The sequence below is a fragment of the Streptococcus australis genome (assembly GCF_015553625.1).
In the GTDB taxonomy this organism is placed as follows: domain Bacteria; phylum Bacillota; class Bacilli; order Lactobacillales; family Streptococcaceae; genus Streptococcus; species Streptococcus australis_B.
Map to the genome: position 1 here is coordinate 48,847 of NZ_JADNGY010000002.1, position 12,169 is coordinate 61,015.

The window sequence follows — 12,169 nt, forward strand, 5'->3', positions numbered from 1 at the left end:
GATTTTCTTACTCTTCGTTATGAAGCTTTAAAAAGAGTCTCAAGGATTGAACACCAATGACGAAGAAGAACAATCCCAAAATATGTAACAAGAAGACACTAATCGATAGAGGACTGACAATGAGAAACAATCCTATAAACAGTTGAATGAGTCCCCAAAAAGTAAACTTCTTGGATAATTCTTCAGATCGTTTGGAAAGGTAATGGGCCTTTTTCAAACTCAAAGCAGACTTATATAAGAGCCAAATACCGAGTGTGATCGGAAAGACAATTGGCAAGGTCTTGTAGCCATATAGTAAGAGATAGACTGCAAAGACTAGCGAGACCACACTTTGAAATAAATAGGGATCCGACAAGGTCGCTTGGGTCCGTAGACGGTAGTAACGTGATAAGCGCGAAACTGAAATCAAGAAAAAGCCCAGAGAAATCAACCAACTAAAGGTGGCAATTTTTTCGATTGGATTCACAAAGAGAATAAAACCAATGCCACAAAATAAAAATGATGACAATAACAGACTGTATTTGCTAATATGATGCATTCTTCCTCCTTTAGTTTTCTGCCAACTCACTCAAGTACTCATACCGTTCATACTTGGCTAAGAGCCGCTCGTTTTCTTCATCCATCTGACGTTGGAGACTGGCCAACTTACCGAAGTCAGAACCATTCTCATTCATCTCAGTCTCAATGGCTGCGATTTTGTTTTCAATATCTTCAATCTCACTCTCAATGGTCGCCCACTCCTGTTTTTCCTGGTAACTCATACGTTTCTTTTCTTCCCGGACTTTGACCACCTTTTCTTTTTCAGGTTTGCTACTTTCGGCAACCATTTCTAGCTCAAACTTTTTCTCATCTAAGTAATCCGTATAATTTCCAAAGAATTCGCGGATGCCACCATTTTCAAAAGCTAAAATTTTTGAAGCAACCTTATCTAGAAAATAACGATCGTGGCTAACGGTGATGACTGGCCCACCAAAGCCTTGTAGAAAGTTCTCTAACACTGTCAAGGTCGCGATATCCAAATCATTGGTCGGTTCGTCCAAGAGCAAGACATTAGGTTTTTCGATGAGAAGTTTCAAGAGATAAAGACGCTTCTTCTCCCCGCCAGAAAGTTTTTCAATCAAGGTGCCATGGGTCGAACGCGGAAAGAGAAATTGTTCCAGCAGCTCCGCAATCGATGTAGATCCTGCACTAGTCTTGACTTCTTCTGCTACCTCTTGTAGGAAGTTAATCATCCGCTTACTTTCATCTAAACCTTCGATCTGTTGCGAGAAGTAAGCAATTCGTACCGTTTCTCCGATAAGGACCTTGCCAGCAGTCGGTTGGAGTTTCCCCGCAATCAGATTGAGCAGGGTCGATTTCCCAACACCGTTATCACCCACAATTCCAATCCGATCCTTGTTTTGAACCAATAGGTTAAACTGTTGCAGAATCGGCCCTTGGTCATAGGCGAAGTCGACATCTTGAAATTCAATGACTTTCTTACCAATCCGACTGGTTTCAAAGGACATTTCAAAATCTGTTTCTGTTGTCTGGTCGGATAGGTCCTTCTTGAGGTCGTGGAAGCGATTGATCCGCGCCTGTTGCTTGGTAGCACGCGCCTGCGGTTGCCGACGCATCCAGGTCAATTCTTGCTTATAGAGCTGCTGCTTCTTGTGAAGAAGAGCCGCATCTCGTTCGTCCTGCTCAGCTTTCAAGCGGACATAATCCTGGTAGTTCCCTTGGTATTCAACTAGACCAGCACGATCCAGTTCAAAAATACGAGTTGAAATATTGTCCAAGAAATAACGGTCATGGGTGATGAAAAGAACGGTTTTCTTAGAGTTCTTCAAAAAATTGGTCAACCATTCAATGGTATCAATATCCAAATGGTTGGTTGGTTCATCTAACAGCAGCAAATCATGGTCTCCTAGGAGCACCTGTGCCAGCTGGACACGGCGACGCAAGCCACCCGATAAACTACCAACCTTAGCAGATAGATCCTGAATACCCAGTTTGGTCAGGACTGTTTTGACCTGGCTTTCGATTTCCCATGCATTGAGAGAATCCATCTCTGCCATGACTTTTTCCAGTTTAGCTTGCTGACTCTCATCATACTGGCTCGTCAAGAGTTCATACTGACGAATCAATTGGAGTTCTTTCACATCTTCTGACAAAACTGTATCAAGGACAGTTTTGTCATCATCAAATTGAGGTTCTTGGGTGAGATAGCCAATCTTATAATCATTCTTTGCAGAAAAAGGAGAACGATCTCCGTCATAGCCTGAACGACCAGATAAAACATCTAAGAGAGTTGTTTTCCCTGTCCCATTAACCCCGATTAGTCCAATCCGATCCAGCTCATGAATGATGAAAGAAATATCTTTAAAGACCGTTTTGTCCCCAACGGACTTGGTTAGTTTTTCAACGATAAAATCGCTCATGCTTCCCCCTTCTTAGCTTCAAGATAGTCGCTCAAAAAATCTCCAATCGCTTGAATGTCATTCTCTAATTCTCCATCTACAATGGCCCATTCAATGGCAGAAATCACTTGTCCTAGAGCTGGACCTGGTTTTAAGCCGTATTCCTTGATCAACATCCCACCATTGACTACAATTTCGTGCTTATCATGAATAACTAGAGAATCATACAATTCCTCAATAACTTGGAAATCTACAGGCAATCCATGAGCCTGACGTAGTTCTTCCGCTGATAAGAGCAGAGACTTATCATAGCGGTAGACGTCCCGACGATTTAAACGAGCCTTTTCTCGTAAGCGGTAGATTTCAACCAACTGCTCCACCTTCTTAGCGAAGTCACGAGATGTTTTCCATTTCTTGAAAAAAGCAGAAACCTTATTCTCATCTAAGGTCAAGAGTAAGGCAGCCCATGCTTGCTCTGAACTCGTAAAGTTATAGTCCATCTTCAGTTGGAAAAGTTTCTCTAGTGACGAACGACTATTCTGTAAGAGAGGAAGATACTGATAGCTATGACTAGCAATCAGCCCTTCTAAGCCCTTTCGCCAATAAGGAGCTAAGAGGAGCTTATCTAACTCAATAAAAACTCGCTCGACAGAGATCTTTTCTAGCAAGGGGGCGCAATCTGTCATAGCTTTAAAGGTCTCTTCTTCTAGATCAAAGCCAAGACTGGCTTGAAAACGAAATCCACGCATAATCCGAAGAGCATCCTCATTAAAGCGTTCTGTTGCCACTCCAACAGCTCTTAAAATTCGATTGTCCAAATCTTCCATACCATTGAACAGATCAATGATTTCCCCTTCTTCACTCAAAGCAAAGGCGTTGACAGTAAAATCTCGGCGCTTAAGATCTTCCTCTAGCGAGCGCACAAAACTTACCGAGCTGGGTCTCCGAAAGTCGACATAGACATCCTCTGTTCGAAAGGTGGTAATTTCATATTCCTGATGGCTCTCTAATACTAAGACCGTCCCGTGTTCAATCCCGACATCAATGGTCCGCTCAAAAATAGCCTTGGTCTCTTCTGGGTAAGAGGAGGAAGCGATGTCTACATCGTGAATTGGACGACCTAAAATAGCATCTCGCACAGAGCCTCCGACGAAATAAGCTTCATACCCAGCTTTTCGAATCTTTTCTAATATTGGCAAAGCCTCCTGAAATTCAGAAGGCAGTTTTTTTAATCTCATAATAGATGTTCTAAACCATAGACAAGCTCATGACGCTTGACTACTTCTTTTACTCCTAGATTAACCCCTGTCATGAAGGACACCCGATCATAGGAATCGTGGCGTAAGGTCAATCCTTCTCCTTGACTACCGAAAATCACTTCTTGGTGGGCTACCAGACCAGGCAAGCGAACCGAATGAATATGCATGCCTTGGTAGTTGGCACCGCGTGCACCTGGAAGGCTTTCTTCTTCATCTGGCGCTCCCTGCTCTTGTGGTTGACGAACCTGACTGATTAGCTCAGCTGTCTTCACAGCAGTCCCACTCGGTGCATCCTTCTTCTTATCGTGGTGCAACTCGATAATCTCTACATTTGGAAAGTACTTGGCTGCTTGCGCTGCAAATTGCATGAGCAATACTGCTCCAATGGCAAAGTTTGGCGCAATGAGGCCTCCAAGATTCTTCTCACGAGACAATTCAATCAAGTCAGTGATTTCTTCCGTTGTAAACCCTGTTGTCCCAACTACAGGCGCTAGTCCATGCTCCAAAGCAAAGCGGGTATGTTCATAAGCAACTTTAGGAATGGTGAAGTCAATCCACACATCCGCATCAAGGGACAAAATCCCTTCCTTGGTGGTAAAGATTGGAACACCTGCTAGTTCTTTTTCAGACGCATGGGGATCAATCAAGCCGACTAATTCTAGCTCAGGATCCTCTAACACCATGTGATAAGTTGCTTGACCCATTCGCCCTTTAAAACCTGCAATCACTACTTTAATCGGCATGTTTTCTCCTTATACTTTTGGTACAAAACTAATAGCAACGCTATGATTTCCTAAGTGTGTACCAATGACACTGCCAAAAGTCGCAAATGGAATCTCACCAGCAAAACCTTCTTGATGAAGAATATCGCGAAGTGTTTCTGCTTTATCCAGTGCATTCCCATGAATGATAATGATCTGATGGTCTTTATCCGCAGTTCCTTCTTTGACAATCTCAGCTAAACGTTTAATGGCTTTTTTCTCAGTACGAACTTTCTCATACACTTCAATCACGCCTTCCTCGTTAAAATAGAGGATGGGCTTGATGCTGAGAAGATTCCCAAGGATTGCAGCTCCATTAGAGAGACGGCCACCTTTGACCAAATGATTGAGATCATCCACCATAATATAGGCAGAAGTCCCATCGATTTGCATCTGAATATTGGCCAGGATTTCATCGAATGATCGACCTTCATCTGCCCATTTGATAGCTTCTTCGGCCATCCACCCAAGTGGGGCACTAGTAATCTTAGAATCTGGAAAAGCAATAGTTAGATTCGGGAACTCTTCCTTCAAATACTGGATATTCTGATAAAATCCAGAAATGCCAGAAGAAAGGAAAATCCCTAAAACATGGGTATAGCCTTTAGCTTCTAGTTGCATCAAGAGTTCTTCTAATTCCGCGATACTAGGTTGACTCGTTTTCGGAAGTTCAGACGAAGCTTCCATCTTTTGATAAAACTCTTTTGCTGTCAGGTTTTTACGTTCTACGTAAGATACTCCATCAATGACAACTGGAATATCTAGGACAAATAAATTATCGTGTCCTCTTGATTCATCTGATAGATAGGCAGAAGAATCTGTGATGACTGCTAATTTCATGCATTAAAACTCCAAATTGATTCCTGGTAAATCAAGGGCGATTTCAGTAACTTCATAGGTCAGACGGTTCAGCATATTCAAGCAAGGACGAGCTAATTCTTCTACTTCTTCTTTGCTGAATTCGCTTGGCTCGCTGACTAAACGATTGTGAATGTGGTTGATTTGGGTAATGGTCCCGCTGATGACAAAGCCATCAAAGACAATCATATAGGTCAAAATGACAATTAAAGAGGTTGTCTTTAACTCTGTATCGCGTTGAATCAATTGAAAGTTGACGTCTACTTTTGTCTCGGGAGTACCATTTTCTTTTTCCCATTCAAAGTTACGAGCATCATAATGATACTGGCTGACAAATTCTTTTTCACGTTGGATATCCATACTTGTTCTCCTAAAAATAAGCGTTATGAAAATTATACCACAAATTAAATCAAGATTCTATTGCAGAACTATGTCTTTTCACACTGTTTTCTATCACAGAAAGAAGAAAAGAGAGTGGGACAGAAATCGGTAATTCGTTAGAATTCGATTTCGTCGTCCCACCTCCGCACAGTTGAGTAGGGCTGTAAAAGCTGATGAAATCAGCGTAGTAGAGCCCACTCAACAACTGCGTCTTGCTCGACAATCCAAAGACAATTGAGAGGCTAGGACTTTTGTCCCAGCCTCTTTTATGTATATTTAGTTTTTAGGTTTGCGAAGCAAGCCGAACAAGATACCACTTACAACTGCACCGATCAATACAAACAAGATGTAAAGAAGTGGATTTGAAGTAAGGGCGATGACGAAGATTCCTCCGTGAGGAGCCATCAGTTTCAAACCTGCAAGACCAACAAGGGCACCTGTCAAGGCTGAACCTGCAATGAAACTTGGGATAGCACGAGCTGGGTCAGCTGCACCAAATGGAATGGCACCTTCTGTGATGAAGGAAAGACCCATAACAATGTTTGTCAAACCAGAATCGCGTTCTTCTTGTGTGAATTTATCTTTGAACAAGACGGTTGCCACAAATACTGCCAATGGAGGAACCATACCAGCTGCCATAACGGCTGCCATCACAATAGAACCACCTGAAGCAACAGATTCAGCGAGTGTACCTGTAGCGAAGACATAAGCAGCTTTGTTAACTGGTCCACCCATATCGACAGCCATCATACCGCCAACGAGAAGTCCAAGAAGGACAGCTGAGCTACCTGACAAGCTTGAAAGGAAGTTGTTAAGACCAGTATTGATAGCAGCCATTGGAATATTGATGAGGAACATCAAGAATCCTGTCAAACCAACACCAAGTAATGGCAAGAGAAGGATAGAGCGGATCCCATCGAGTGAGCGTGGAAGACCTGCAAGTGCTTTACGAAGGAAGAGAACGACTCCACCTGCAAGGAAACCACCAACCAAAGCACCAAGGAAGCCAGATGATACGGCTGCTGGTAATTCACCTTTAGCAGCACCGAAAGCGATGTTACCAAAGGCTGACCCTGAGCTAGCAATAGATCCTGCAATAAACCCTGCTACAAAACCAGGTTTTTCAGCGATGGAGAATCCGATGTAACCTGCGAGTACAGGAAGCATAAAGCCAAAGGCTGCACCACCGATTGTTTTAAATTGAGCTGCTAATTCATGGTATGAACCAAGTTGAGACAATTGATCTTGAGGAACTCCAAGAATTTGGTCAATCAAGAAGGCAAGGGCGATCAAGATACCACCACCGATTACGAATGGAAGCATTTGAGAAACCCCACTCATCAAGTGTTTGTAGAAGGCTCCACCCAAGCTCAATTTTTCTTGGCTAGCGCTAGCTTCTGCGGCATTTTCAGCGTGGAAGACATCTGCTTTGCCGTCTAAGATGGTTTGGATCAATTCTTCTGTCTGGCGGATACCGGCTGCGACTGGTTTAGAGATCAATTTTTTGCCATTGAAACGAGCCGTTTCAACTGCTTTATCTGCTGCAATGATCACTCCTTCAGCTTTGGCGATTTCTTCTGCTGTCAAGCGGTTGCCGACACCGGATGCCCCGTTGGTTTCAACACGGACTGTAACACCCATTTCTTCACCTTTTTTGATGAGGGCTTCTTCTGCCATGTAAGTGTGGGCGATACCTGTTGTACATGCTGTAACAGCAACAATCAGTGGTTTGTCAGATGAGGCTGCTTCTTTGCCAGCTTCTGCTTTTTTAGCTTCTTCAGCTGCAGCTTCTTGCTCTTCTGCGTCGAAAACTGCGATCACTTGATCAGGAGTGCTTACTTGGCGAAGTTTGTCTGCAAATCCTGGCTTCATCAAGTACTTAGACAATTCAGCAAGAGCTGCCAAGTGAGTGTCGTTTGCCCCTTCTGGAGCCGCGATCATGAAGAACAAGTCAGTTGGTTGACCATCAAGCGATGCATAGTCAACACCCTTATTTGATTTTGCAAACAAGACCGTTGCTTCTTTGACAGCTTCGTTTTTGCTGTGAGGCATAGCAATCCCTTCGCCCAAACCAGTGGAAGTTTGCGCTTCACGGTTCATGATGCCAGCTTTGAAAGTTTCAAAATCTGTCACCACACCATTGTCAACGAGCGATTGGACCATCTCATTGATTACGCCCTCTTTGTCTGTTGCTTGAAGATCAAACAACATCACGTTTTTATTTAAAACGTCTTGAATTTTCATAGTTTTTCTACCTCTACTTTTTCATAAATTTCTTTGATATAGTCCGCTGTCGCCAAATCATCGGAGAAAGTGGTCGCTGTTCCACAAGCCACGCCCCATTTGAAGGCTTCGATGACGTCTCCTGTCATTGCGAGCTTCCCAGTGAAGCCTGCCACCATGGAATCACCAGCCCCGACTGAGTTCTTCACTTGCCCTTTGATAGGTTTTGCGAAGTAGGTACCACTTGGACTGACTAGAAGAGCTCCATCGCCCGCCATGGAAATAATGACGTTTTGTGCTCCTTCGGCCAAGATTTCTTTGGCGTAGCGTTCAATTTCTGGCAATTCCGTCAAGGTCACTCCAAAAATGGCTCCCAATTCATGGTTGTTTGGTTTGACCAATTGGGGGTTGAACTCCAAGGAGTCAATCAAGGTTTGCCCTTCAAAGTCGCAAACCACTTGTGCGCCTGTCGCACGGGTTGCTGCAATCAATTGTTTGTAAACAGCATTTCCAAGTGAAGATGGGGCAGAGCCTGCAAAGACTACCACATCATCTGCTGATAAGCTCGATAGGATGCTAAGCAATTCTTGCAACTGAGCTTCCGTCACTTCTGGACCGTTGCCATTGATCTCTGTTTCCTCATCGGCTTTGATCTTGACATTGATCCGTGTATCTTGGTCCACGGTCACAAAGTTGGTTGAAATAGCTTCGCTCGTAAGGACATCTTCGATGAAGCGTCCGGTAAAACCACCGATAAACCCAGTTGCTGTGTTCTCGATATCGAGTCGCTTCAAGACACGACTGACATTGATTCCCTTACCACCGGCGAATTTATCTTCCGAAGCCATCCGATTGACCGCCCCTGTCTCTACATGATCGAGACGGACAATATAGTCAATGGCAGGATTCAGTGTTACTGTATAAATCAAACCTCTATAACCTCCGTTTTCTCTTTTAATTTAGAAAGGATTTCCGTATCCGAAGTATTAGTAATAATGGTTGCTCTCTTAACCGGAGCTACCTTGACAAAAGATGTCCGTCCAAGTTTCGACGAGTCTAGAAGAATATAAGTATTCTTTGCATTCTCTAGAATGGCGCGTTTAACGGCCCCCTCTTCAAGATCCGGTGTGCTGTACGACTCTAGGTCGACGCCATTCATTCCAATAAAAGCTCGATCAAAGCTCAACTGGCCGATTTGATTCAAAGCCATTCCTCCGATGCTAGCGTCAGTCGAAGTCTTGACCATCCCGCCGATGATGACCGTTGGAATGTCTCTCTCTACTAAACTAGCTGCATGGTGGATGGAATTAGTCACAACTGTTACGGTTGGGTTGGCCAATTCATGAACCAGTAATTCATTGGTGGTTCCTGCATCGATAAAGACAACTTCAAAATCTTTGATCAATTCTGCTGCTTTTTTTGCAATGGCAGATTTTTCTTGCACGTTTTTGATTGCTTTATCTTTATTGCTTTCTTCTTCCTGCAAGGAATGAAGACTTTCAGCCCCACCGTGAATTCGTCTCAGTTTATTCTCAGCTTCTAATTCATCCAAATCACGTCGAATCGTTGATTCTGAAGAGTTTAGCTCTTGAACCAAATCTTCAATAGAAACGATTCGCTCTTTGATAACCTTTTCTAAAATGATGTGTTTTCGTTCAGATTTTAACATACAAGCTCCTTTCGGAAACGATTACAAGGACTATTATACTATCTTATCTTTCAAAGTCAAGCATTAAATATCATTTTCTTTCATTTTTTGTCGTTTTTTCTATCAATTTCTTTCACTCTCTCTTTTAATCTCAGTATTTGACCATCCATCATAGCCCTGTGAATCCTTTTAAAAATCTTCAATTTCAACTTTCTTCACGTGAAAAAGAGAGTGGGACAGAAATCGGTCATTCGTTAGAATTCGATTTCGTCGTCCCACCTCCGCACAGTTGAGTAGGGCTGTAAAAGCTGATGAAATCAGCGTCATAGAGCCCACTCAATCACTGCGTCTTGCTCGATAATCCAAAGACAATTAAGAGGCTAGGACTTTTGTCCCAGCCTCTTTTTGTCATCAGAATAATCCTTCTTCCATTGGAAGTAATGATCCATCATGACTATTATTTATAATTGTAAGCCCAATAATAGTATCCATCTCCATTTACAACTGCTGCTACAGCTCCTTCAGTTGCGTTTGGATCTAGTAACAATTCACGCAAGCCACTGTTGAACCATTTTGTTGCCACAGTTGCTGAATCTTCTTCACGGCGAGCTACAAATCCAGTACTATCGTACTGTCTTGAGATTTGATTTGCTTTTGGAAGAGCAAGATTGTTGTAGATATCATCAGACCAAGTCAACTCTTTCAAGCCTTGAGCTTTTCTTAGTTCATTAATTTTGGTAAATGCTTCTTTAGCCTTATCTAAAGAAATATAGTTAGTGTCGTCTGTTGCTTCTACACGGAATACGAATTTCACATAGCCGAATTCAACGTCTTTGTATTCTTTTTCGTCAACACCACTCTTTAGATTAGCAATTAAGACATAGTCTTTTGCCCATGGGTTATCTTTTGATTGTTCAAAGAGTTCAGGGTCTTCAATTTCCCATTCTACTTTTGCATCCCAGCCAGCATTGTCAATGAACTTAGGATTCATTTTCTTAATGACATAGTCCTTAAACTCTTCGACGTTTTTAAACGGTAAAGGTTGGCCGGCTTTGACTGTTTCCACCACATTGGTAGAGTATAGTTTCACGCTTGAGTCGCGATCGCTATAAGCATACTCGTCATCTTTTGCATCTTCGTGGAATTTTGGATCGATGGCAGGGTCAGTTGGATCAGTCATACCTTGAAGTTTCCATTTTCCATCAATCCACTTCCAGTACGCAGAATATCCTGTAGCTTCAGTATCAGATGGTACATAGTAGTAATGAGTTGTCCCATCAAAGTAATAGTTCTTATCATTACGCAATGCAGCTGATCCAGGCTTACCAGGTGGGTAGACCAACTTAGGAACACGTCCGTTTGGTGCCCAAGGAAGGTGTTCTAATCCTTCTGCTGGTGCTTCAACATATGGTGGAATTTGGTTTTCACTTGGCTGATCTGTTGTTACTAAACCATCATTACCAGGTACTTCAGGTTGAACCGGCACTTCTGGCTTCGGATCCGCTGGATTCTCTGGAGTTGGAGTGAATGGATCAAACTCACCATCTGCACCTACAAATGGAGGATTCTCAGGGAAGACCAAGTTACCAGTATCTTCTGGTGTAGCCGGTTCTGAAGGTTCCACCGGTTGGTCCGGTTTATCAGTTGGGTTTGGTTCCTCTGGTGTTGGAGTAGGATTTGGAGTAGGTGTTGGAGTATCCGGCGTTACAGGGTTTTCTGTTTCAGTAGAATTTTTTACAAATACCCATTTACCATTCTCATAGTAATAGTAATCCCCATTCTCTAATAAATAATAATGGTAACCATTCTCATAAAGGTAATGCGGGTCGTTGGCTAGATTATTTCTAGAGTTATTACGATTGGTCAACGGTTGCCACTGGCCATTACGGTAGATCCGGTAAGTGCCATCATTCATGCGATAGTAGTGATTACCATTCCAGTAGATGTAGTTTTCATCACGTGTGAGATTGTTGTAGCCATAGTAGTTGTTCCAATTGTTATAACCATAGTTATAGCCATAGTTATAATTGTTGTAACCATAGTAATAATCATAATTATTATACCCATAGTTATAGTTGTAATTATTATATCCATAGTTACTGTAGCTTGGGGTATAGTAGCTATAGGCATAACGACTTGTATTCCAGCTATAGCTTTCAGCTTGAACGTTTGACGCAGCAAAAACTGGAACTGCTACAGCAGAGGCCAAGATAGCCCGAGTTACATATCTATATTTTTTATCCATATCAATAATCTCCATTGGGATAGTATTATAAATAAAAAGGATGAAAATACCTATGCATAAGTTTAATTTGGCTGTTTTTCCAGTTTATATAGGGTTTGAGAGCTCCTGAATGAGATATTCATTTATTTCTAAGGCCTATTTTTAAAATGAACACTTCAGTCAGATTCCCACATATTTTTGCCTAAAAAACTGATAACAACAGCATATTTAGTATCGACACTTTTTCTTCCTTTGTGAGAATTATAACACAGAAAGTTTTGAATAGCAAATAATTTGAGAACCTTCTTATTTTACTCATAGAACTATACTCATTCTTTATACAGCTATTATTTACTTCATTTTTAGCCTTTCAAATGGTATGGTTATAAAGGATAAAACAATAGGATAGTATTATA

Annotated in this window: 10 protein-coding genes; all 10 read right to left on the reverse strand. The window is 42.2% G+C overall.

Annotation, left to right across the window (positions count from 1 at the left end):
- Nucleotides 1-7 precede the first annotated feature (7 nt).
- The 10 genes from I2D56_RS01650 to I2D56_RS01695 all read right to left on the reverse strand — a co-directional run bounded on the left by I2D56_RS01650 (nt 8) and on the right by I2D56_RS01695 (nt 11,774).
- Entirely contained in the window at nt 8-538 is a 531-nt protein-coding gene (locus tag I2D56_RS01650) for a DUF308 domain-containing protein (protein ID WP_120701906.1), read from the reverse strand.
- Nucleotides 539-548: 10 nt separating this feature from the next.
- Nucleotides 549-2,420, reverse strand: coding sequence for an ABC-F family ATP-binding cassette domain-containing protein (locus tag I2D56_RS01655; protein WP_195347827.1), 1,872 nt, complete (start codon nt 2,418-2,420; stop codon nt 549-551).
- Complete coding sequence (locus tag I2D56_RS01660; RefSeq protein ID WP_195347828.1) at nt 2,417-3,637, reverse strand: CCA tRNA nucleotidyltransferase; 1,221 nt, start codon at nt 3,635-3,637, stop codon at nt 2,417-2,419. Before I2D56_RS01660 ends, I2D56_RS01655 begins: the two co-directional genes overlap by 4 nt.
- The gene (dapB, locus tag I2D56_RS01665; RefSeq protein ID WP_195347829.1) at nt 3,634-4,401 is read right to left on the reverse strand and encodes a 4-hydroxy-tetrahydrodipicolinate reductase; all 768 of its coding nucleotides are present in this window, start codon (nt 4,399-4,401) and stop codon (nt 3,634-3,636) included. Before dapB ends, I2D56_RS01660 begins: the two co-directional genes overlap by 4 nt.
- A 9-nt stretch (nt 4,402-4,410) precedes the next feature.
- Nucleotides 4,411-5,259 carry a DegV family protein gene (locus tag I2D56_RS01670; protein ID WP_195347830.1) on the reverse strand — a complete coding sequence of 283 codons (849 nt, stop codon included), beginning with the start codon at nt 5,257-5,259 and terminating at the stop codon, nt 4,411-4,413.
- Between the two features lie 3 nt (nt 5,260-5,262).
- Nucleotides 5,263-5,637, reverse strand: a complete 375-nt coding sequence (locus tag I2D56_RS01675; RefSeq protein WP_006596301.1) for a DUF1149 family protein — start codon at nt 5,635-5,637, stop codon at nt 5,263-5,265.
- Between the two features lie 297 nt (nt 5,638-5,934).
- Nucleotides 5,935-7,902 (reverse strand): PTS fructose transporter subunit IIABC, encoded by a 1,968-nt coding sequence (locus tag I2D56_RS01680; protein ID WP_123160277.1) that lies wholly within the window; start codon nt 7,900-7,902, stop codon nt 5,935-5,937.
- On the reverse strand, nt 7,899-8,810 hold the full coding sequence (pfkB, locus tag I2D56_RS01685; RefSeq protein WP_023023333.1) for a 1-phosphofructokinase: 912 nt from the start codon (nt 8,808-8,810) through the stop codon (nt 7,899-7,901). Before pfkB ends, I2D56_RS01680 begins: the two co-directional genes overlap by 4 nt.
- The gene (locus I2D56_RS01690; RefSeq protein WP_023023334.1) at nt 8,807-9,550 is read right to left on the reverse strand and encodes a DeoR/GlpR family DNA-binding transcription regulator; all 744 of its coding nucleotides are present in this window, start codon (nt 9,548-9,550) and stop codon (nt 8,807-8,809) included. The genes pfkB and I2D56_RS01690 overlap by 4 nt, the downstream gene beginning before the upstream one ends.
- A gap of 436 nt (nt 9,551-9,986) precedes the next feature.
- On the reverse strand, nt 9,987-11,774 hold the full coding sequence (locus I2D56_RS01695) for a CAP domain-containing protein (RefSeq protein ID WP_195347831.1): 1,788 nt from the start codon (nt 11,772-11,774) through the stop codon (nt 9,987-9,989).
- Between the last annotated feature and the right edge of the window lie 395 nt (nt 11,775-12,169).

Excerpts from the sequence above, each read along its gene's own strand:
- I2D56_RS01680 (WP_123160277.1), bottom strand. The coding sequence starts at position 7,902 with ATGAAAATTCAAGACGTTTTAAATAAAAACGTGATGTTGTTTGATCTT.
- I2D56_RS01650 (WP_120701906.1), bottom strand. The coding sequence starts at position 538 with ATGCATCATATTAGCAAATACAGTCTGTTATTGTCATCATTTTTATTT.
- I2D56_RS01660 (WP_195347828.1), bottom strand. The coding sequence starts at position 3,637 with ATGAGATTAAAAAAACTGCCTTCTGAATTTCAGGAGGCTTTGCCAATA.
- I2D56_RS01655 (WP_195347827.1), bottom strand. The coding sequence starts at position 2,420 with ATGAGCGATTTTATCGTTGAAAAACTAACCAAGTCCGTTGGGGACAAA.
- I2D56_RS01670 (WP_195347830.1), bottom strand. The coding sequence starts at position 5,259 with ATGAAATTAGCAGTCATCACAGATTCTTCTGCCTATCTATCAGATGAA.
- I2D56_RS01675 (WP_006596301.1), bottom strand. The coding sequence starts at position 5,637 with ATGGATATCCAACGTGAAAAAGAATTTGTCAGCCAGTATCATTATGAT.
- dapB (WP_195347829.1), bottom strand. The coding sequence starts at position 4,401 with ATGCCGATTAAAGTAGTGATTGCAGGTTTTAAAGGGCGAATGGGTCAA.
- I2D56_RS01695 (WP_195347831.1), bottom strand. The coding sequence starts at position 11,774 with ATGGATAAAAAATATAGATATGTAACTCGGGCTATCTTGGCCTCTGCT.
- I2D56_RS01690 (WP_023023334.1), bottom strand. The coding sequence starts at position 9,550 with ATGTTAAAATCTGAACGAAAACACATCATTTTAGAAAAGGTTATCAAA.